Origin of the sequence: Pseudomonas sp. PSB11, from assembly GCF_014596605.1 — a bacterium.
Classification (GTDB): domain Bacteria; phylum Pseudomonadota; class Gammaproteobacteria; order Pseudomonadales; family Pseudomonadaceae; genus Aquipseudomonas; species Aquipseudomonas umsongensis.
Window position 1 is genome coordinate 49,269 of sequence record NZ_NOIO01000031.1, and the last position, 21,320, is coordinate 70,588.

The window sequence follows — 21,320 nt, forward strand, 5'->3', positions numbered from 1 at the left end:
GATCAACCCTCCTTAGCGGGTGTTGGGGCGGATTGACCACTGTCTTTCAAGGCCTTGGTCACTTCCGGCGGCATGTACTTTTCATCGTGCTTGGCCAGCACTTCATCGGCCACCACCACGCCATCGGCATTGAGCTTGCCCAGGGCGACGATGCCCTGCCCTTCGCGGAACAGGTCCGGGAGGATACCGCGATAGCTGATGGTCACGGACTTGTTGAAGTCGGTGACGACGAACTTCACGTCCAGCGAATCGCCGGAGCGCTGCAAGGAACCGGCCTCGACCATGCCGCCGGCACGAATGCGCGTGTCCTGCGGGGCTTCGCCATTGGCGATCTGGGTCGGTGTGTAAAACAGGTTGATGTTCTGCTGCAGGGCGCTCAGGGCCAGGCCCACGGCGGCGCCGACCCCAACCAGGATCGCCAGAATGATGATAAGACGCTTTTTACGCAGCGGATTCACTTGCCGTTCTCCCGGCGCAGACGGCGCGCCTCTTGTTGCAGATACCGCTTGCGGGCCAGGATCGGCGCCGCCACGTTGAGGGCCAGCACTGCCAGGCAAATGCCATAGGCCGACCAGACATACAGGCCATGATGGCCCATGGCGAGGAAGTCGCCGAATGAAGCAAAACTCATCGAGCAACCTCCAGGCTGTTTTCAACTTCGGCCTTGACCCAACTGGCCCGGGCTTCGCGCTTGAGCACCTCAAGGCGCATGCGCAGCAGCAAGACCGCGCCGAAGAAACAATAGAAACCCAGCGCCGTCAGCAGCAACGGCAGCCACATCTCGGCGGGCATCGCCGGTTTTTCCGTGAGCGTGAAGGTTGCGCCCTGATGCAGGGTGTTCCACCACTCCACCGAGTACTTGATGATCGGGATGTTGATCACGCCGACGATGGCCAGCACCGCACAAGCCTTGGCCGCACTGTCACGATTGCTGATGGCGTTGCCCAGCGCAATAAGACCGAAGTACAGGAACAAGAGAATCAGCATGGACGTCAGTCGTGCATCCCAGACCCACCACGAGCCCCAGGTCGGCTTGCCCCAGATCGCCCCGGTGACCAGCGCCACGGCGGTCATCCAGGCACCGATGGGCGCCGCGCACTGCAAGGCGACGTCGGCCAGCTTCATTTTCCACACCAGCCCGACGACGCCACACACCGCCAGCATCACGTAGATGGACTGTGCCAGCATGGCGGCCGGAACGTGGATGTAGATGATGCGAAAGCTGTTGCCCTGCTGGTAGTCCGGCGGCGCGAAGGCCAGGCCCCAGACCACGCCAACGCCGATCAGCAGCAACGCCGCCATGCTCAGCCATGGCAGCATTCTGCCGCTGATGCCGTAAAACCATTTGGGTGAGCCGAGCTTATGAAACCAGGTCCAGTTCATTGCTGTTTCCATCACGGTTGCTGCTCGCCATCACGAGACAGCCAAAGGGTCTTTACTGGTCAAATTTTGACCAGACCTCATTATTCGCCGACGCTGATCTTCAGGCCAGCGGCTATTGCAAAGGGTGTCAGGGTTATCGCCAGGGCGGTCAGGCTCCCAAGCCACAACAGATAACCGGTCGCCGGCATGCCCTGCAAGGCGGCCTGCAAGGCGCCACTGCCAAGAATCAACACCGGGATGTACAACGGCAGGATCAGCAACGCCAGCAACAGGCCGCCACGCTTCAAACCTACCGTCAACGCCGCGCCCACCGCACCGAGCAGGCTCAGTACCGGTGTACCCAGCAATAAAGAAAGCAGCAACACCGGCAGACAGGCGGCAGGCAAACCGAGCATCAACGCCAGCAAAGGCGCGAGCAAAACCAGTGCCAGGCCGGAAAACGCCCAGTGTGCCAGTACCTTGGCCAAAACCAGAAGAGCCAGGGGGTGCGGCGAAAGGACCCACTGTTCGAGCGATCCGTCCTCGAAATCACTGCGGAAGAGCCCGTCCAGCGAGAGCAGGACCGATAAAAGCGCCGCCACCCAGACCAGTCCCGGAGACAAGGTTTGCAACAATTGCGACTCGGGACCGACCGCGAGCGGGAACAGCGAAACGACGATGGCGAAGAACACCAGCGGGTTGGCCAGTTCAGCCGGACGGCGGAACAACAGACGGGCTTCGCGGGCAACCAACAGGCCAAAAACACTCATACGGCCCAGTTCCCCAGATCAATGTCACGGTACGCGGCCGGCACGCGGCTCAGCGTGTGGTGAGTGGTCAGGACCACCATGCCACCGCGCTCGCAGTGGCCTGCCAGGTGTTCTTCGAGCTGCGCCACGCCTTGCTTGTCGAGGGCGGTAAAGGGCTCATCGAGTATCCACAGCGGTGGGCTGTCCAGATAAAGCCGCGCCAGCGCCACTCGGCGCTGTTGACCCGCGGACAGCGTATGGCAGGGAACATCCTCGAAACCGCGCAGCCCGACTGCGGCCAGGGCCTGCCAGATTGCATCATGGGAAGCCGGTTGATGCAGGGCACACAGCCAGCTCAGGTTCTCTTGCGCCGTCAGCAAATCCTTGATGCCGGCGGCATGGCCGATCCACAAGAGATTGCGCGCAAGTTCTGTGCGTTGTTCGCTCAGCGGCTGACCGTTAAGCAGTACTTGACCGGCGGTTGGGTGCATCAGGCCGGACAACAGGCGCAACAGGCTGGTCTTGCCACTGCCGTTGGGGCCGCTGATTTGTACCATTTCGCCACTGGCCATTCTCAAATCGAGATTTTCGAAGAGCAGCCGAAGGTCTCGCTCACAAGCAAGGGCAACGGTTTGCAAGACTGGACTGGTCAAGGGTTCACGGGCCTTATACGGTTCAAGTCGGCGCTGGCGCGGCCGTTAAAGAGATGCAGAATAAAGGTATTGGCGGCCCGGACGAGAGAGCTGCGTCAACTAACTGGGAAATTTTCCGCATTCTGTATACAACGGGGCGGCATTATACATGCCATTTCCTACTCTCAAGCGTGCAATTTCCCAAGGTTGTGACCGCGTATGACAGGCGAAATGAACATCCTCCCCCTACCGCAGGCCACCGCGACGACCCCGCGTGCGCCAGCGGTCAGTGGCGAGTTGCTCAAGCTGCTGACGCCGATGGAGGGCCTGATCAGCGCCGGCCAGACCGCCAAAGCTGAAGTGCTGTCGCTCAAGCAGGTGGATCAGGCCTTTCAATTGCTGCTCAAGCTCACTCTCGAGAGCGGCCGGCAGACCACGCTCCAGGCCCTCAGTAATCAACCCCTGGCCCAAGGCAGCAGCATCGCGGTTACCCAGCCTTCGGCGGGCAACCTGGCGGTCACCGTGCAGCAAGCCATCGCCGCCAGCGTCGCCACCCTCACCCGTATCGACACTGCGAAAATGCCGGTGGGCACCCTGCTGCAAGGTAAGGTGCTGACCTCCCAGGTGTTGCCGACTGTACCGGGGCAAGCCACGGTATTTCGCTCGATGGTCAGCCTGCTCAATACAGCGCTGAGCGGCAGCACCCTCAGCATCGACAGCTCGCAACCGTTGCGCATCGGCACGTTGCTCAGCGCACAGGTAGAGGATGGTCAGACCCTCAAGTTCGTGCCCTTGAGCAGCCGCCAGGAGCAACTGGCCGTGACCCAGCAATTGCTCAGCCAACAAAGCCGCCAGGGTTCGCTGGATAGTTTGCTCAAACAGCTGCAAAACCTGCCAGCCTCGACGCAGACTTCCAGCGAGCTGCGCACGGCCGTGGACAGATTGCTCGCCGGGCTGCCGGACATCCAGCAATTGAGCAGTGCCAAAGGCCTGGCCCAGGCGTTGGCCAGCAGCGGAGCCTTCCTGGAGTCGAAATTGCTGGGCGGCCAGAACCAGGCGCCCGACATGAAAGGCGACCTGCTCAAACTGATCGGCCAGTTATCCTCCGGACTACCGGCCAGCCCCCAACTCAGTGCGATCATCGCCGCCAACACCCTGGCCCAGGCCATGCCGAGTTTCGTGCGCAATGCCCTGGGCATGCTTGGCCAGGTCAGCGCCAAGCCATCGCCGACCGGCTTTCCGTTGCCTGAGCGGCTGTTGCAAAGCGCCGACGGCGAAGACGACCTGGAGCATCTGTTGCGCCTGGCCGCTGCAGCAGTCTCACGCCTGCAAAGCCACCAGTTGTCGAGCCTTGAGCAGACCGGCGTCACGCCGGATGGGCGATTGATGAGTACCTGGCAGCTGGAGATCCCGATGCGCAACCTGCAGGACATCGTGCCGTTGCAGATCAAGTTCCAGCGCGAAGAGGCTCCCGAAAGAGAACAGCCCAAGGAACGCCAGGAAGAACGAGCACCCAAGCAACAACTGTGGCGCATCGAACTGGCGTTCGATATGGAACCGCTCGGGCCGTTGCAGGTTCAGGCGCAGCTGATCCAGGGCAGCCTCAGCAGCCAGCTGTGGGCCGAACGCGCCTACACCGCCAGCCTGATTGAAAGCAACCTGGCGGCATTGCGCCAGCGAATGCTGGCAGCCGGGCTGAACGTCGGCGATCTCGACTGCCACCTCGGCAAACCACCCCAAGGTCCGCAAACCCGTCTCGAACAACGCTGGGTCGACGAAAACGCATGAAAAACCCCAACGCTCCCCGCCAGGCCATCGCCCTCAAGTACGACGGCACCCACGCCCCTACCCTCTCGGCCAAGGGCGACGAAGAACTGGCGGAAGAAATCCTGCGCATCGCTCGCGACTGCGAAGTGCCGATCTATGAGAACGCCGAACTGGTGAGCCTGCTGGCGCGGATGGAGTTGGGGGACAGTATTCCGCAGGAGCTTTATCTGACGGTTGCCGAGATCATTGCGTTTGCGTGGAATTTGAAGGGCAAGTTTCCGGCGGGGCAGGATCTTTATACAGTGGCAGTGGAACGAGATATTACGGAACAGGGAGATGATTATTGACGGTTAACATGTTGACCGCCCTCATTTAGAGAGACAGTCAACACCATAACGTGGCTAAACCCTGATCAGGCTGCGCGATCACTGGTTTCCAGCCGAATGTCACCCGCGGTCACTTTGCCGCCGTTCCATCTGACAAGAATAAAAGAGATGCGCAATCCTACAAGGGGTAACAAATGCCCCATCCCCACGAAGTCACGCCAGAGCAGGTCATAGAGATGACCATCAAGTGCGGACCGAACCGTACCCTTCGCCCTGGGCGTTATGACTGGCCAACCCGGATCTTCCAATTCAAAAGACTCGATGATTCCAGTATGACGATTTGATTGTTGCTCCATGAAATGCACTCCTTGATTCGAAACTTATACATGAATTATCAAACTTGCAATGCAAGTTAGAATTCAAAGTAAAGAACTCGCAAAAAGAGCACAACTATCAGAAGTAACGGGACGTAGATAACTTCGATCCGAATTAACTTGCATCGAATAAAAACTTGCGCCGTTAAATAACGATAAACAGCGATGATAATTCGATTGTCTTCACTGGCAAACCAGCGCCTGCAGATATTGCGTGCGCCCGCCAGCGGGCGGTTATGATCGTTCCCATGCTCTGCGTGGGAACGATCTGCTCAGAGCGTGGGAACGATCCGCCCTCAGTTCTTGTGCACCTTGCTCATCAACTCCGCCTCGGCCTGGGTCAGGCCACAAGACTGGGTCAGTTCGTCGACACTGGCGCCCATTCCGACCAGCTTCGCCGCCTGGTCAAACGACAGGCTCTTGGGATCGCGTTGTTCCAGCCGGGTGAGTTTGTCCGGCAATGGCGCGACGAGCGTGCGCAATTCATGCAGCTCTTCGCCCATGCGCACATTGCCGTCCTGGTAGTTGTCGACGCGCCGGCCCAGGTCCTTGATGCGCTGGTCACGCTGCGCATCGCCCTGGGCCTGTTGCGCGGCGATCAGCTTTTGCCCACGGATGTAGGACAAGAACATTGCCAGCGTGCCTGCCCAGAACAGGAACAGGACAATCACCGCCACCTCTAGAATCAATCAGATACTCTCCAGTTCCGACCATTCTTCTTCGCTCATCATCTTGTCGAGTTCGACCAGGATGAGCAGTTCGTTGTTCTTGTTGCACACGCCTTGAATGAACTTGGCGGACTCTTCGTTACCGACGTTCGGCGCTGTCTCGATTTCCGACTGACGCAGATAAACCACTTCGGCCACGCTGTCGACCATGATCCCGACCACTTGCTTGTCGGCTTCGATGATGACGATGCGGGTGTTGTCGCTGATTTCGGCATTCATCAAGCCGAAGCGCTGGCGGGTGTCGATCACGGTGACCACGTTGCCGCGCAGGTTGATGATGCCCAGCACATAGCTCGGAGCGCCCGGTACCGGGGCGATTTCGGTGTAGCGCAGGACTTCCTGGACGCGCATCACGTTGATGCCGTAGGTCTCGTTGTCCAGCTTGAAGGTGACCCATTGCAGGATCGGATCTTCGGAACCCTTTGCCGCCGTCGCCTTGTCATTCATACCCTGATCCCCTCAAGAAACCGCCCTGGCGGTATTGTTCTGTTATGTAGGTTTATGCGGCGGCTTGCTGCCGCCCATGTGCCGGGCTCCACCGCTGGCAATCAATTCGGCCAGTTCGGAAACATCGAGCAATGCACACATGTGTTCGATCACCGTGCCCGCCAGCCATGGCCGCTGGCCACGGTGGCTACGCCATTTGATTTCGTTCGGGTCCAGGCGCAACGAACGACTGACCTGGTGCACCGCCAGCCCCCACTCGTAGCCCTGGACGGAAATCACGTATTGCAAGCCCTGCTTGAAGTCCTCGCGGTAACGATCGGGCATGACCCAGCGTGCCGTGTCCAACACCTTGAGGTTGCCCGCCTGGCTCGGCAGGATGCCAAGGAACCACTCCGGCTGGCCGAACAACGACGTTAGCTCGTGTCCGGCCAGTGGATAGATCGAGCCCAGGCACACCAGCGGCACTGCCAGGGTCAACCCGGCGACATCGAACAACAGGCATTCGAAGGGCTCGGCCGCCCAGGCCGGACGACCGTCGGTTTCTGCCGGTGGCGGCGTGTTGGCGGGTGGCAGATGGACTTCGACCACGGGTGGTACCCGCACCTGTTGCACTTCGGCAGGGGCAGGAACCAAAATTTCTGGTTCGTCCATGGCCGGCGGCGCCAAGGCTTGCAGCAAGGGTGCGATAGTCGAGACCGGTGCCAGAACGGGTGCCGGGCTGTCGACCACGGCGACGGGTGCCTGCGCAATAGGCGCTGCCACCTGTGAGGTCGCCACTACGGCATCGCGAGCTTGCTCTTCAAGCACCGCAGCCTGGAATTCGTCCAGCGCAGCTTCAACCTCGACCACCTCGGGAAGGGCTTCGAAGGGCGGCGCAAGTTCCTCAGTGATGTCTTGCAGCAGGCTGTCCAGATAAGACTGAAGCGCCAGCTGTGGCCGTGAGGTGATCTTCAATGGCCGGTTCATGGGCGCGCACCTGTAGGAGCTGCCGCAGGCTGCGATCTTTTAGCGATTTCAGACGCGCCGCAAAGCCAGATCAAAAGATCGCAGCCTGCGGCAGCTCCTACAGGGATCGTGTTCATTTCATGCCACCTGCGCGACGAGTTGGGCCGCCAGCAGATGCTTGAGCAGCGCGCGATAGGCAACGACACCACGGCTCTTGCCGTCGAATTGCGAAGGCGTCAGCCCCGCCCGACTGGCATCGCGCAGGCGTGTGTCGACCGGGATGTAGCCCTGCCAGATTTCTTCTGGAAACTTATCGCGCAACACCCGCAGCGTACCGAGGGACGCCTGGGTGCGGCGATCGAACAGGGTCGGCACGATGGTGAACGGCAAGGCCTGCTTGCGCGAACGATTGATCATCGCCAGGGTATTGACCATGCGCTCCAGGCCTTTGACCGCCAGGTGTTCGGTCTGCACCGGAATCACCAGTTGCTGGCTCGCCGCCAAGGCATTGACCATCAGTACCCCGAGCAGTGGCGGGCTGTCGATCACGGCGTAATCGAAGTCCTGCCATAACTGCGCGAGGCTCTTGGCAATCACCAGGCCCAGACCACTCTGGCCCGGCGACTGGCGCTCAAGGGTGGCCAGCGCGGTACTCGATGGCAACAGCGAAATGGACTCGTGACTGGTGGGCAGCAACAGCTGACCGGGCAGGCCCTGGGGCACGCTGCCTTTATGCAGGAACAGGTCGTAGTTGCTGTGTTCCAGGCTGTCAGGGTCGTAACCGAAATAGCTGGTCATGGAGCCGTGGGGGTCGAGGTCGACCACGACCACGCGCTTGCCCGCCTCGGCCAGTAACCCGGCTAGAGCGATGGAGGAAGTGGTTTTACCGACACCACCCTTTTGATTGGCGACTGCCCAGACTCTCATTCGATTGTTCCTCCCGCCCGAACGGATCGACCGGGAATTAGCTCAACGTGTTAATGCGGGTGACGGAGAATTGACGGCGTTCTCTCGTACCGGCGACATGACCTTGGTCGGTGCAGTTTGTGTGCCAGCACGCTTCAACGCGGCATCCGGTTTTGCATTGGCCGCTCCGGTTGCGGTGAGGCTGCGACGTATGTCCAGGTTGCGTGACACCACCAGCACCACGCGACGGTTGCGCGCGCGGCCCTCGGCCGTGGCGTTGTTGGCCACTGGCTGGAACTCGCCATACCCCACCGATGCCAGGCGACCAGGGTTTACCCCTTGCATCGCGAGCATGCGCACGATACTGGCCGAGCGCGCCGAAGACAGTTCCCAGTTGGTGGGATACTGCGCGGTGCGAATCGGTTGGTCATCGGTGAAGCCCTCGACGTGGATCGGGTTGTCGAACGGTTTGAGGATCGCCGCCACCTTCTCGATGATGTTGAAGGCAATGTCGCTGGGCATGGCATCGCCGCTGCCGAACAACAGGCTGGAATTGAGTTCGATCTCGACCCACAACTCGTTGCCGCGCACGGTCATTTGATTGGAGCTGATCAGGTCGCCAAAGGCCGCGCTGATGTCATCGGCGATGCTTTTGAGCGGATCGCTGGCACCCGAGACACCGGCATCGACCTGGTCGCTGTCCTTGACCAACGGCTTGGCCGGGGTCACGGTCTTCGGCCGCTCGTCACCGATGGGAATCGGCTTGAGCGCACGATCGCTATCGGTAAAGACGCCTATCAACGCCTCGGAAATGACCTTGTACTTGCCTTCGTTGATCGACGAAATCGAGTACATCACCACGAAAAACGCGAAGAGCAAGGTGATGAAGTCGGCGTAGGAAACCAGCCAACGTTCATGATTGACATGTTCATCATGTTGACGACGACGAGCCATAGTCCATTACCCCCATCAATCCATGAAGCCCTGGAGCTTCAACTCGATAGAGCGCGGGTTTTCGCCTTCGGCGATCGACAGGATTCCTTCCAGCAACATTTCGCGATAACGTGACTGGCGCAACGCGATGGACTTGAGCTTCGCGGCAATCGGCAGCAACACCAGGTTGGCACTGGCCACGCCATAGATGGTGGCGACGAAGGCCACGGCGATGCCATTGCCCAGCTGCGACGGATCGCCCAGGTTGCCCATGACGTGAATCAGGCCCATCACCGCACCGATGATGCCGATGGTCGGCGCATAACCGCCCATGCTTTCGAAGACCTTGGCGGCTTCGATGTCGCGGCTTTCCTGGGTGTAGAAGTCCACCTCCAGGATGCTGCGGATCGCTTCCGGCTCGACACCATCGACCAGCAGCTGCAGGCCTTTGCGCGAGTAGCTGTCGGGTTCGGCATCGGCCACCCCTTCGAGCCCGAGCAGGCCTTCCTTGCGGGCGGTCAGGCTCCAGTTGACGACGCGATCGATGCCGCCGGCCAGGTCGACCCGCGGAGGAAACAGGATCCACGCCAGAATCTGCATGGCCCGCTTGAAGGCGCTCATGGGCGATTGCAACAACGCCGCGCCAATGGTCCCGCCCAGCACGATCAACGCGGCCGGTCCGTTGGCCAGCGCACCGATATGCCCGCCTTCGAGGTAGTTGCCGCCAATGATGGCGACGAACGCCATGATGATGCCGATGAGACTTAAAACGTCCATCAGATGCAGGCCTCGACGATGTGCCGGCCGATATCGTCCAGTGCATACACCGCGTCGGCCAGTTCGGCCTTGACGATGGCCATGGGCATGCCATAGATCACGCAGCTGGCTTCATCCTGGGCCCAGATCGAACTGCCGCTCTGCTTGAGCAGGCGCGCGCCTTCGCGACCGTCCGCGCCCATGCCGGTCAGGACCACCGCCAGAACTTTGTCGCCATAGGACTTGGCCGCCGAACCGAAGGTGATGTCCACGCACGGCTTGTAGTTCAAACGCTCGTCGCCCGGCAGGATTTTCACCGCACCCCGGCCGTCGATCATCATCTGCTTGCCACCGGGCGCCAACAACGCCAGGCCCGGACGCAGGATGTCGCCGTCCTCGGCTTCCTTGACGCTGATCCGGCAAAGCTTGTCCAGGCGTTCGGCGAACGCCTTGGTGAAGGCCGCCGGCATGTGCTGGACCAGCACGATCGGTGCGGGGAAGTTCGCTGGCAGCTGGGTCAATACCCGCTGCAAGGCCACCGGGCCGCCGGTGGACGTACCGATGGCCAGCAATTTGTAGGCTTTGCGTTTCGGCGCTGGCGACGACGCAGCCTGCGCAGGTACGCGGGCCGGGATCGGTGCGGGAGACGGGCGCACAGGCGCGCCGCCGCCAGAACCAATGCTGCTCGATGGCATTGGCGTCGGAGTTGGCGTTGGCGCTGGAGTCGGTGCTACCACCGGCGCCGGCGCGCTGTAGCTGCTGATGCGACGATTACTGCGCGAGATGCTGAGGATCTTCTCGCACAGCAGTTGCTTGACCTTTTCGGGGTTACGCGAGATGTCTTCGAAATTCTTCGGCAGGAAGTCCACTGCGCCGGCATCCAGCGCGTCCAGGGTGACCCGGGCGCCTTCGTGGGTCAGCGAGGAAAACATCAGGACCGGGGTCGGGCAGCGCTGCATGATGTGCCGTACCGCGGTGATGCCGTCCATCATCGGCATCTCGTAGTCCATGGTGATCACGTCCGGCTTGAGGGCCAACGCCTGATCAATCGCCTCTTTGCCGTTGGTCGCCGTGCCGACGACCTGGATATTCGGATCCGCGGAAAGAATTTCCGAGACGCGGCGGCGGAAAAAACCCGAATCGTCCACCACCAGGACCTTGACTGCCATAAACACTCCATTAGACGAAGCGGGGCGTCAGTCGCCACCGCTGCGCCAGAATCAAATACGCCGTGCGGCGTAACGCTTGAGCATGCTCGGAACATCGAGAATCAGCGCGATGCGGCCGTCACCGGTAATGGTGGCGCCCGACATGCCCGGGGTTCCCTGGAGCATTTTGCCCAATGGCTTGATGACCACTTCTTCCTGGCCCACCAACTGGTCGACGACAAAGCCGATCCGCTGGGTGCCCACCGAAAGGATCACCACATGGCCTTCGCGCTGCTCTTCATGAGCGGCGGAGCTGACCAGCCAACGCTTGAGGTAGAACAACGGCAGTGCCTTGTCCCGCACGATCACCACTTCCTGGCCGTCCACCACGTTGGTGCGCGACAGGTCGAGGTGGAAAATCTCGTTGACGTTCACCAGCGGGAAGGCGAACGCCTGGTTGCCGAGCATGACCATCAGGGTCGGCATGATCGCCAGGGTCAGCGGCACCTTGATGACGATCTTCGATCCCTGGCCCTTGGCCGAGTAGATGTTGATCGAACCGTTGAGCTGGGAGATCTTGGTTTTCACCACGTCCATGCCCACGCCACGACCCGACACGTCCGAGATCTCGGTCTTGGTCGAGAAGCCCGGGGCGAAGATCAGGTTGTAGCACTCGGTATCGCTGAGGCGGTCGGCCGCGTCCTTGTCCATCACACCGCGCTTTACCGCGATGGCACGCAGGACGTTGGGGTCCATGCCTTTGCCGTCATCGGAAATCGACAACAGGATGTGATCGCCTTCCTGCTCGGCCGCAAGGATCACCTTGCCGCCACGGGCCTTGCCCGACGCTTCGCGCTCTTGCGGCGATTCGATGCCGTGGTCGACCGCGTTGCGTACCAGGTGGACCAGCGGGTCGGCCAGGGCTTCGACCAGGTTCTTGTCGAGGTCGGTGTCTTCGCCGACCAGCTCCAGGTTGATCTCTTTCTTGAGCTGGCGCGCCAGGTCGCGAACCAGGCGCGGGAAGCGTCCGAACACTTTCTTGATCGGCTGCATCCGGGTCTTCATGACCGCCGTCTGCAGGTCGGCCGTGACCACGTCGAGGTTCGACACGGCCTTGGACATGGCTTCGTCGGCACTGTTGGCGCCCAGGCGCACCAGGCGGTTACGCACCAGCACCAACTCGCCGACCATGTTCATGATCTCGTCGAGCCGCGCGGTATCGACCCGCACGGTGGTCTCGGCTTCACTGGCCGGTTTTTCCGCAGGCGGCGCGGCCGGGGCACGGGCCGCCGGAGCGGCAGCAACGGGTGCCGGCGCCTGGGCTTTGGGTTCGGGTGCCTTGGCCACGGGCTTGGGAGCGTCAACCTTGGCGGTCGATACTGCCACGGAGGCGTTCGAGCTGCTGGCCGTTGTCGCGGTACCGACTTCGCTGAACTTGCCTTTGCCGTGCAATTCGTCGAGCAGTGCCTCGAATTCATGATCGCTGATCAGATCACTGCCGGCCGCCGCTGCGGTTGGCGCAGCCGGTGCTGGCACCGAGGCAATGGCTGACTCCAGCGCCTCGACGGCAAAGTTGCCCTTGCCATGCAGTTGGTCGAGCAAGGCCTCGAATTCTTCGTCGGTGATGTCGGCGCTATCGCCCGCCTCTTTCGCCGCTGGCGGCTCTGCCGGTGCGGCGGGTGCCGGGGCCACTGCATCGACGGCGAACTTGCCCTTGCCGTGCAACTGGTCGAGCAACGACTCGAATTCGGCGTCGGTGATTTCGTCGCTGGCAGGCACTTCGCTGGCGGGTGCTGGTACAACTGCCGGCGCCTCGGCCTGAGCCTTCACGGCGTTCAGCGAGTCCAGCAATTGTTCGAATTCGTTATCGGTGATATCACCTGAATCGGCTGCAACCACAGGCGCTTCGACCTCTGGAGCAACGGGCGCAGCAGCCACTTCGTCGGCCGATTGCGGCTCGGCCAGACGCGCCAGTGCCGCCAGCAGCTCAGGTGTTGCAGCCGTGACCGGACTACGCTCGCGCACTTCGCTGAACATGCCGTTCACCGCATCCAGTGCTTCGAGGACCACGTCCATCAATTCCGAGTCGACGCGACGCTCGCCCTTGCGCAGGATGTCGAACACGTTCTCGGCGATGTGGCAGCACTCCACCAGCTCGTTGAGCTGGAGGAAGCCGGCGCCCCCTTTTACAGTGTGGAAACCGCGAAAAATTGCATTGAGCAAGTCCGCATCATCCGGACGGCTTTCCAGCTCGACCAGTTGCTCGGACAGTTGCTCTAGAATCTCGCCGGCCTCAACCAGGAAATCCTGAAGGATCTCTTCATCGGCGCCGAAGCTCATTAAGGGGGTGCTCCTACAGGTCTAAAAACCCAAAAAACCTGAACTCTAAAAACCCAGGCTGGATAGCAAATCGTCCACATCGTCCTGACCGGACATAACGTCTTCTCTTTTATCGGCATGAATCTGCGGACCTTCACCCTTGGAGAGATGTTTTTGTGGATCTTTTTCTGCAAGCATTGCCGCACGGTCATGTTCGATGCCCGCAAAGCGGTCCACCTGACTGGCCATCAGCACGAGCTTGAGCAGGTTGCTTTCCACTTCGGTGACCAACTGGGTCACACGCTTGATCACCTGGCCGGTGAGGTCCTGGTAATCCTGGGCGAGCAGAATGTCGTTGAGGTTGCTGGACACGGCGCGATTGTCTGCGCTGCTGCGCGCCAGGAAACCGTCGACACGCCGGGCCAGCTCGCGAAACTCTTCGGCCCCGACTTCGCGCCGCATGAACCGTCCCCAGTCTGAGCTCAAGCCCTGCGCCTCTTCAGCCAGGCTGTTGACCAATGGCGTGGCGTTTTCCACCAGGTCCATGGTGCGGTTGGCGGCGGCTTCCGTCAGCTTGACCACATACCCCAGGCGCTCGGTGGCGTCGGTGATCTGTGACACTTCCTCGGCTTGCGGCATGTGCGGGTCAATCTGGAAATTGACGATCGCGCTATGCAGCTCGCGGGTGAGCTTGCCCACTTCCTGATACAGGCCACGGTCACGGGTCTGGTTGAGCTCATGGATCAATTGCACAGCATCGCCGAACCTGCCCTTTTCAAGGCTCGCGACCAATTCAACGGCGTGTTTTTTCAGGGTCGATTCAAAATCGCCCTGGGATGACTCGTTATGCTCCATAGCTCCCCCGTGGCGCAGTTCAACCGATGCGTTCGAAAATCTTCTCGATTTTTTCTTTCAACGCCTGGGCCGTGAAGGGTTTGACCACATAGCCATTTACGCCGGCCTGGGCCGCTTCGATGATCTGCTCGCGCTTGGCTTCGGCAGTCACCATCAGTACTGGCAGGTGCTTGAGTTTTTCATCGGCGCGCACGTGACGCAGCAGATCGATACCGGTCATGCCAGGCATGTTCCAGTCCGTCACCAGAAAGTCGATGCTCCCGCTGTTGAGTACCGGAATGGCGGTAGTGCCATCGTCGGCCTCGACCGTGTTGGTGAACCCAAGGTCACGCAACAGGTTCTTGATGATCCGCCGCATCGTTGAGAAGTCATCAACGATGAGGATTTTCATGTTCTTGTCCAATTCGACCTCCAAGCAGACTAAAACGCGCCCAGCACCTGGACACGCCATTTCTATCAATCTGGCAAAACACTCGATGACTGTTTGGGATACAACGGATCGAGACCGGCGCGGTTCATCACCCCACCCGCCGCGTCGCAGTGCCCCCACACTGCCTTCAGCGCGCTCGCCACTCTCCCAGACGCCCCCGCAAACGGGCCGCGCACTGGCTGTGTAACTGGCTGACCCGGGATTCGCTGACCCCCAGGACCTCGCCGATTTCCTTGAGATTCAATTCTTCGTCGTAGTACAACGCCAACACCAATCGCTCACGCTCCGGCAAGTTGGCGATCGCGTCCGCCAGCGCCGCCTGGAAGCGTTCATCTTCCAGATCGCGAGACGGTTCCAGATGAGCACTGGCGCCATCCTCGTGCAGCCCTTCGTGCTCGCCGTCCTGCAACAGGTCGTCGAAACTGAACAGCCGACTGCCGAGGGTGTCGTTCAAAATCCCGTAGTAATCGTCAAGACTCAATTGGAGTTCGGCCGCAACTTCGTGATCTTTAGCGTCACGCCCGGTTTTAGCTTCAATCGAGCGAATCGCGTCGCTGACCATCCGCGTATTGCGGTGGACCGAACGAGGCGCCCAGTCGCCCTTGCGCACTTCATCGAGCATGGCGCCGCGGATGCGGATGCCCGCGTAGGTTTCGAAACTCGCGCCTTTGCTGGCGTCGTATTTGGTCGAGACTTCCAGCAGGCCAATCATCCCGGCCTGGATCAGGTCTTCGACCTGGACACTGGCCGGCAGACGCGCCAGCAAGTGATAGGCAATGCGTTTAACCAGCGGCGCGTAACGCTCGATCAACTCGTACTGCGCGTCACGCGCCGATGCCTTGTAGAGGTTGTAACCGCTTGCGGTCATAGCACGGGTCCTGCCGTCTGTTGCACGAGGCGCTCGACGAAGAATTCCAGGTGCCCACGCGGGTTGGCCGGCAGTGGCCAGGTATCGACCTTCTGCGCGATCGCCTTGAATGCCAGCGAGCACTTGGAGCGCGGGAAGGCCTCGTAGACCGCGCGCTGCTTCTGCACGGCCTTGCGCACGCTTTCGTCGTACGGCACCGCACCGACATATTGTAAGGCGACGTCGAGGAAGCGGTCGGTGACCTTGGTCAACTTGGCGAACAGGTTGCGCCCTTCCTGGGGGCTCTGCGCCATATTGGCCAGCACCCGGAAACGGTTCATGCCGTAATCGCGGTTGAGCAACTTGATCAACGCGTAGGCGTCAGTGATCGAGGTCGGCTCGTCGCAGACCACCAGCAACACTTCCTGGGCCGCGCGCACGAAGCTGACCACCGACTCGCCAATGCCCGCAGCGGTGTCGATCACCAGCACGTCGAGATTGTCGCCAATGTCGCTGAAGGCCTGGATCAGGCCGGCGTGCTGGGCAGGGCTCAAGTGAACCATGCTCTGGGTACCGGACGCCGCCGGGACGATGCGGATACCACCGGGGCCCTGCAACAGCACGTCGCGCAATTCACAGCGGCCTTCAATCACGTCGGCCAGGGTACGTTTGGGTGTCAGCCCCAACAGAACGTCGACATTCGCCAGCCCAAGGTCAGCGTCCAGCAGCATGACGCGCCGGCCAAGCTCAGCCAAAGCCAGGGACAAGTTCACTGACACGTTAGTTTTGCCGACGCCACCTTTGCCGCCGGTCACCGCGATCACCTGTACAGGATGCATGCTGCCCATGTTATTTCTTTACCTTGTTCTGCATAGACGGGGCCACATAACTGGCTGCGCGTTCACAACCGGAACAATGCATGGCAGGCCATCGATGTAGGGTACAAAAACTATTCATTGTTACCTCAGCCAACCTGCTTGGTCGGACTGTGGTAGATATCAGCGAACATGTCAGCCATGGCCTCTTCGCTGGGTTCTTCCTGCATTTGCACGCTGACGGCCCGACTGACCAGTTGATGACGACGCGGCAGATGCAGATCATCTGGAATCCGCGGGCCATCGGTCAGGTAGGCCACCGGCAATTCATGGCTGATGGCCAGACTCAACACTTCGCCCAGACTTGCCGTTTCATCCAGTTTAGTCAGGATGCAGCCAGCGAGCCCGCAACGCTTGTAACTGTGATAAGCAGCGGTTAGAACCTGTTTCTGGCTGGTGGTTGCCAGGACCAGGTAATTTTTTGACTTGATGCCTCGACCGGCCAGGCTTTCGAGCTGCATGCGCAGGGCCGGGTCGCTGGCTTGCAGGCCGGCGGTATCGATCAGCACCACGCGCTTGCGCAACAAAGGCTCCAGCGCCTGGACCAGTGACTGGTTCGGATCGACGTGGGTCACCGGCACATTGAGGATCCGCCCGAGGGTCTTGAGCTGCTCCTGGGCACCGATGCGAAAGCTGTCCATGCTTACCAGGGCAATGTTCTGCGCGCCGTACTTGAGCACGTAACGGGCCGCCAGCTTGGCCAGGGTGGTGGTCTTGCCCATGCCGGCCGGGCCGACCATGGCAATCACGCCGCCCTCTTCCAGCGGTTCCATTTCCGGCGTGACGATCATCCGCGCCAGGTGCGCCAGCAACATGCGCCAGGCCTGGCGGGGTTCTTCAATTTCGCTGACCAGCGCCAGCAGGTCCCGCGACAACGGGCCGGACAGGCCGATGCGCTGCAGGCGACGCCACAGGTTCGCCTGGTCCGGGCGGCTACCCTGCAGCTGGTTCCAGGCGAGGGAGCCGAGCTGTACTTCCATCAGTTCGCGCAGGCTGTTGAGTTCCGAACGCATCGAGTCGAAGACCCGCGTATCGATAGTCGCCGCCGGGGCCGGTGTGGGCGCGGGACGGCGCGGCTCGGCCAGGGTCGGTTCGATCAGCGGCTCGGCAGCCGTCAGCGGCAGGCCGGCAAACAACTGGCGATTAGTGCTCTTGTCGCTATCGCCTTCGCCGTCGCCTCGCAGGCTCAATTCGGCCTGGGCGTTGACGATGCGCGACTGAGTCTTGCGCAGCTCGTCCTCGAGTTCCATGTTCGGAACGCGCGGGGCCAGCGCCGACAGTTGGTAATCCAGGGCAGCCGTAATCTCGACGCCACCGGCGATGCGGCGGTTGCCAATGATCGCGGCATCGGCGCCCAGCTCATCGCGAACCAGCTTCATGGCCTGACGCATATCGGCGGCGAAGAAACGCTTAACTTGCATGAATCACTACCTCAGCCGTTGGGCCCTACTGTCGCAACGATGGTCACTTGCTTGTTGTCAGGAATTTCCTGGTAAGCCAACACATGCAAACCCGGGACTGCGAGCCGGCCAAATCGCGAGAGCATCGCGCGAACCGGACCGGCCACCAGCAGAATCACCGGTTGACCTTGCATCTCCTGCCGCTGCGCCGCATCGATCAACGAGCGCTGCAGCTTCTCAGCCATGCTTGGCTCCAGCAAAACACCCTCCTCGGAGCCTTGTCCCGCCTTCTGCAGACTATTGAGCAATATTTGTTCCAACCTGGGTTCCAGCGTGATCACTGGCAGCTCGGAGTCAGTGCCTACAATGCTTTGCACGATTGCACGGGATACGCCGACACGCACCGCGGCGACCAGCGCGGCGGTATCTTGACTCTTGTTGGCATTGTTCGCGATGGCTTCGGCAATGCTACGAATGTCGCGTACCGGTACCTGTTCGGCCAACAGCGCTTGCAACACCTTGAGCAATTGCGACAGTGACAGCACGCCCGGCACCAGCTCTTCGGCCAGCTTCGGCGAGTTTTTGGCCAGCAATTGCATGAGTTGCTGGACTTCTTCGTGGCCGATCAGCTCGCTGGAGTGCTTGTACAGGATCTGGTTCAAGTGCGTGGCCACCACGGTACTGGCATCGACCACGGTGTAGCCAAGCGATTGCGCCTGGGCGCGCTGGCTGATTTCGATCCACACCGCCTCCAGGCCAAAAGCCGGATCTTTGGCGGTAATGCCGTTGAGCGTGCCGTAGACCTGCCCCGGGTTGATCGCCAGTTCGCGATCCGGGTAAATCTCCGCCTCGGCCAGGATCACCCCCATCAGAGTGAGGCGATAGGCGCTGGGTGCCAGGTCGAGGTTGTCGCGGATGTGCACCGTCGGCATGAGAAAGCCCAGGTCCTGGGACAGCTTCTTGCGCACGCCCTTGATCCGCGCCAGCAATTGCCCGCCCTGGTTGCGGTCCACCAACGGAATCAGGCGATAGCCCACTTCCAGGCCAATCATGTCGATCGGCGTCACATCATCCCAACCCAACTCCTTGGTTTCCTGGGCGCGGGCCGGCGATGGCAACAGTTCCTGCTGGCGCTTGACCTCCTGCAGGGCCTGCACCTTGGCGCTGTTCTGCTTTTTCCAGAACAGGTACGCACCGCCCGCGGCCAGGGCCGCCATGGACAGGAAGGAAAAGTGCGGCATGCCGGGCACCAGCCCCATCACCGCCATCAAGCCCGCCGACACCGCCAACGCCTTGGGCGAGGCGAACATCTGCCGATTGATCTGCTTGCCCATGTCTTCGGAGCCCGAAGCACGGGTTACCATGATCGCCGCCGCTGTGGATAACAACAGTGATGGCAATTGCGCCACCAAACCGTCACCGATGGTCAACAGGGCGTAGACCTTGCCGGCATCGGCGAAGGTCATGTTGTGCTGGAAGATACCGACCGCCATGCCGCCGATCAGGTTGATGAACAGAATCAGCAGGCCGGCGATGGCGTCACCGCGCACGAACTTGCTGGCACCGTCCATCGAGCCATAGAACTCGGCCTCCTGCGCCACTTCCGACCGCCGTGCCTTGGCCTGGTTCTGGTCGATCAGGCCGGCGTTGAGGTCGGCGTCGATGGCCATCTGCTTGCCGGGCATCGCGTCGAGGGTGAACCGCGCGCTCACCTCGGAAATACGCCCGGCGCCCTTGGTCACCACGACGAAGTTGATGATCATCAAGATGGCGAACACCACGATACCGACCACGTAGTTACCGCCGATCACCACCTCGCCGAAGGCCTGGATCACCTTACCCGCGGCGGCGTGGCCGTCCTGGCCGTGGAGCATCACCACTCGGGTGGACGCCACGTTGAGCGCCAGGCGCAAGAGCGTCGCCACCAACAAAATGGTCGGGAACACCGCAAAATCCAGCGGCCGCAAGGCGTAGACGCAGACCAGCAGCACGACGATCGACAACGCGATATTGAACGTGAAAAACACGTCGAGCAGGAACGGCGGCATCGGCAACATCATCATCGCCAACATGACCAGCAGCAACAGGGGCACGCCCAGATTGCCTCGGCTGAGGTCGGCCATGTTCGTGCGGGCACTGTTGATTAACTGAGAGCGATCCACCGGTATTCCCCGTTCCTTTGAAGCAAAACTTTTGACGCCAAAAGCTGGCGCAAAGCGGCTGTTGCAAGAAGCCTTCCAACTTTTTGCGGAGGGTTGAATCAGGGATTTTCGCAGGCAAAAAGATCGCAGCCTTCGGCAGCTCCTACAGGTGTACATCGATCCCCTGTAGGAGCTGCCGAAGGCTGCGATCTTTTGATCTTCAGTCCGAGAAGCACTCCACAGATCGGATGGTTTACGCTCGGTCAATTGCCCAATCGAACCGCCCTACACCGGCGGCCTATCAGTTCTGCTAGTACCCAACTCTCGCAAAGCCACCAATACTGAGCTCCCGCTCTTCGGACCTTCGGAGCAACCACCCATGACATCGCCGGGCGAAACCATTCTTTGTCACTACCGCTACGATCCCCTTGATCGCCTGATCAATCACACATTGCCAGACATCCCCGAGCGCCAGCGTTTTTACTGCAAAAGCAGACTGGCCACCGAAATCCAGGGTGCGATGCGCTACTCGATCGTCCAGCATGGTGACCAGTTGCTGGCGCAACAACGAAGTGAGGGTGATGCACCTGATACCACGCTGCTGGCTACCGATCAGCAGCGTTCGGTGTTACAGACGGTCACCGCCGATCATCTACCGCAGCCCATCGCCTATTCGCCCTATGGCCACGGGTCTGTTGAAAGCGGATTACTCAGCCTGCTCGGTTTCAATGGCGAACGGCCGGATTTAGTGACCGGGCATTATCTGCTGGGGAATGGGTATAGGGCGTTTAATCCGGTTTTGATGAGGTTTAATAGTCCAGACAGCCTGAGCCCGTTTGGAAAGGGGGGAGCCAACTCATACCTATATTGTTTGGGAGAGCCGATTCTTGGAAGTGACCCTACTGGGCACTTTAATATTTTCAAGTGGGGCAGAAATGCGGTTCGAAGCTTACTTAATAACACTTCGAGAAGCGCCAGAGCCAATCCGGCCACCGTGACAGCACCACGAAATTCCCTGATAAATACCCCGGCGTCGCCTGCATTGAGCACCGCATCTACACCATCTACCCCGTCTACCCCACCTCCGCCATATTCCCCTTCCTCAAGTGCTTCATTCTCATCAACCGATACAATGGTGGGATGGAATCCGCTGAGAAGAAACCCTCCACCGACCTATTCGGAGGTTATGGACCCACCACCATTTGGGCATTACATGGACCCCGTTGACAAAAATTCTTTTGCTAAAATAAGAGGGCGGTCTCAAGGAGCAAGTGCAACAGTCAGTTAATTTTCTAGGTTTGCTCAGCGCAGCGGTATTCGCGCTTCCAATGCATCATTGCAATGGCCGCCTGAGCGAACCGAGCCAACCCGTTACACACG

23 protein-coding genes are annotated in these 21,320 nt (G+C 60.4%); 3 read left to right on the forward strand and 20 right to left on the reverse strand.

Features of this window, described 5'->3' with window-relative positions:
* Positions 1-2 precede the first annotated feature (2 nt).
* The 5 genes from ccmE to ccmA form a co-directional block, all read right to left on the reverse strand.
* Positions 3-458: a cytochrome c maturation protein CcmE gene (gene ccmE / locus CGA21_RS26070; protein WP_110746191.1), complete on the reverse strand. Its 456-nt coding sequence runs from the start codon at positions 456-458 to the stop codon at positions 3-5.
* On the reverse strand, positions 455-631 hold the full coding sequence (gene ccmD, locus CGA21_RS26075) for a heme exporter protein CcmD (RefSeq protein WP_008055370.1): 177 nt from the start codon (positions 629-631) through the stop codon (positions 455-457). The genes ccmE and ccmD overlap by 4 nt, the downstream gene beginning before the upstream one ends.
* Entirely contained in the window at positions 628-1,383 is a 756-nt protein-coding gene (locus CGA21_RS26080) for a heme ABC transporter permease (RefSeq protein ID WP_110746190.1), read from the reverse strand. The genes ccmD and CGA21_RS26080 overlap by 4 nt, the downstream gene beginning before the upstream one ends.
* An 80-nt stretch (positions 1,384-1,463) precedes the next feature.
* Positions 1,464-2,132 carry a heme exporter protein CcmB gene (ccmB, locus tag CGA21_RS26085; RefSeq protein WP_007980754.1) on the reverse strand — a complete coding sequence of 223 codons (669 nt, stop codon included), beginning with the start codon at positions 2,130-2,132 and terminating at the stop codon, positions 1,464-1,466.
* The gene (ccmA, locus tag CGA21_RS26090) at positions 2,129-2,764 is read right to left on the reverse strand and encodes a cytochrome c biogenesis heme-transporting ATPase CcmA (protein ID WP_110746188.1); all 636 of its coding nucleotides are present in this window, start codon (positions 2,762-2,764) and stop codon (positions 2,129-2,131) included. Before ccmA ends, ccmB begins: the two co-directional genes overlap by 4 nt.
* 198 nt (positions 2,765-2,962) lie before the next feature.
* On the opposite strand from ccmA, the gene CGA21_RS26095 reads away from it, so the two are divergent.
* Together CGA21_RS26095 and CGA21_RS26100 are read left to right on the forward strand one after the other, a co-directional pair.
* The gene (locus CGA21_RS26095; protein WP_188265355.1) at positions 2,963-4,531 is read left to right on the forward strand and encodes a flagellar hook-length control protein FliK; all 1,569 of its coding nucleotides are present in this window, start codon (positions 2,963-2,965) and stop codon (positions 4,529-4,531) included.
* Positions 4,528-4,857, forward strand: a complete 330-nt coding sequence (locus CGA21_RS26100; RefSeq protein WP_110746185.1) for an EscU/YscU/HrcU family type III secretion system export apparatus switch protein — start codon at positions 4,528-4,530, stop codon at positions 4,855-4,857. Before CGA21_RS26095 ends, CGA21_RS26100 begins: the two co-directional genes overlap by 4 nt.
* Before the next feature lie 65 nt (positions 4,858-4,922).
* Here CGA21_RS26100 and CGA21_RS26105 read toward each other — a convergent pair whose 3' ends face one another.
* The 15 genes from CGA21_RS26105 to flhA form a co-directional block, all read right to left on the reverse strand.
* Positions 4,923-5,192, reverse strand: a complete 270-nt coding sequence (locus tag CGA21_RS26105; protein ID WP_188265356.1) for a hypothetical protein — start codon at positions 5,190-5,192, stop codon at positions 4,923-4,925.
* Positions 5,193-5,506: 314 nt separating this feature from the next.
* Positions 5,507-5,899, reverse strand: a complete 393-nt coding sequence (locus CGA21_RS26110) for a DUF2802 domain-containing protein (RefSeq protein ID WP_020796980.1) — start codon at positions 5,897-5,899, stop codon at positions 5,507-5,509.
* Positions 5,900-6,385 (reverse strand): chemotaxis protein CheW, encoded by a 486-nt coding sequence (locus CGA21_RS26115; RefSeq protein ID WP_007980742.1) that lies wholly within the window; start codon positions 6,383-6,385, stop codon positions 5,900-5,902. It abuts the gene before it with no gap.
* Positions 6,386-6,427: 42 nt separating this feature from the next.
* The gene (locus tag CGA21_RS26120; RefSeq protein ID WP_188265357.1) at positions 6,428-7,351 is read right to left on the reverse strand and encodes a CheW domain-containing protein; all 924 of its coding nucleotides are present in this window, start codon (positions 7,349-7,351) and stop codon (positions 6,428-6,430) included.
* Between the two features lie 117 nt (positions 7,352-7,468).
* Complete coding sequence (locus CGA21_RS26125; protein WP_046819343.1) at positions 7,469-8,257, reverse strand: ParA family protein; 789 nt, start codon at positions 8,255-8,257, stop codon at positions 7,469-7,471.
* A 42-nt stretch (positions 8,258-8,299) separates the two neighbouring features.
* Positions 8,300-9,190, reverse strand: coding sequence for a flagellar motor protein MotD (gene motD, locus CGA21_RS26130; protein ID WP_188265358.1), 891 nt, complete (start codon positions 9,188-9,190; stop codon positions 8,300-8,302).
* A gap of 15 nt (positions 9,191-9,205) precedes the next feature.
* Positions 9,206-9,946, reverse strand: coding sequence for a flagellar motor protein (locus CGA21_RS26135; protein ID WP_046819341.1), 741 nt, complete (start codon positions 9,944-9,946; stop codon positions 9,206-9,208).
* On the reverse strand, positions 9,946-11,094 hold the full coding sequence (locus CGA21_RS26140; RefSeq protein WP_188265359.1) for a chemotaxis response regulator protein-glutamate methylesterase: 1,149 nt from the start codon (positions 11,092-11,094) through the stop codon (positions 9,946-9,948). Before CGA21_RS26140 ends, CGA21_RS26135 begins: the two co-directional genes overlap by 1 nt.
* A gap of 51 nt (positions 11,095-11,145) precedes the next feature.
* Positions 11,146-13,413: a chemotaxis protein CheA gene (locus CGA21_RS26145; RefSeq protein ID WP_110746175.1), complete on the reverse strand. Its 2,268-nt coding sequence runs from the start codon at positions 13,411-13,413 to the stop codon at positions 11,146-11,148.
* Between the two features lie 45 nt (positions 13,414-13,458).
* Entirely contained in the window at positions 13,459-14,247 is a 789-nt protein-coding gene (locus CGA21_RS26150) for a protein phosphatase CheZ (RefSeq protein ID WP_110746173.1), read from the reverse strand.
* Positions 14,248-14,266: 19 nt separating this feature from the next.
* Entirely contained in the window at positions 14,267-14,638 is a 372-nt protein-coding gene (locus CGA21_RS26155; RefSeq protein ID WP_003183998.1) for a chemotaxis response regulator CheY, read from the reverse strand.
* 166 nt (positions 14,639-14,804) lie between these two features.
* The gene (gene fliA, locus CGA21_RS26160) at positions 14,805-15,545 is read right to left on the reverse strand and encodes an RNA polymerase sigma factor FliA (protein WP_008001745.1); all 741 of its coding nucleotides are present in this window, start codon (positions 15,543-15,545) and stop codon (positions 14,805-14,807) included.
* On the reverse strand, positions 15,542-16,372 hold the full coding sequence (gene fleN / locus CGA21_RS26165) for a flagellar synthesis regulator FleN (protein WP_007975361.1): 831 nt from the start codon (positions 16,370-16,372) through the stop codon (positions 15,542-15,544). Before fleN ends, fliA begins: the two co-directional genes overlap by 4 nt.
* A 116-nt stretch (positions 16,373-16,488) precedes the next feature.
* On the reverse strand, positions 16,489-17,820 hold the full coding sequence (gene flhF / locus CGA21_RS26170) for a flagellar biosynthesis protein FlhF (protein WP_110746171.1): 1,332 nt from the start codon (positions 17,818-17,820) through the stop codon (positions 16,489-16,491).
* An 11-nt stretch (positions 17,821-17,831) separates the two neighbouring features.
* Positions 17,832-19,961, reverse strand: a complete 2,130-nt coding sequence (gene flhA / locus CGA21_RS26175) for a flagellar biosynthesis protein FlhA (protein ID WP_033043326.1) — start codon at positions 19,959-19,961, stop codon at positions 17,832-17,834.
* Positions 19,962-20,319: 358 nt separating this feature from the next.
* Between flhA and CGA21_RS30040 the strand changes: the two genes are divergently transcribed.
* Complete coding sequence (locus CGA21_RS30040) at positions 20,320-21,228, forward strand: RHS repeat-associated core domain-containing protein (RefSeq protein WP_223194268.1); 909 nt, start codon at positions 20,320-20,322, stop codon at positions 21,226-21,228.
* Positions 21,229-21,320: the final 92 nt, after the last annotated feature.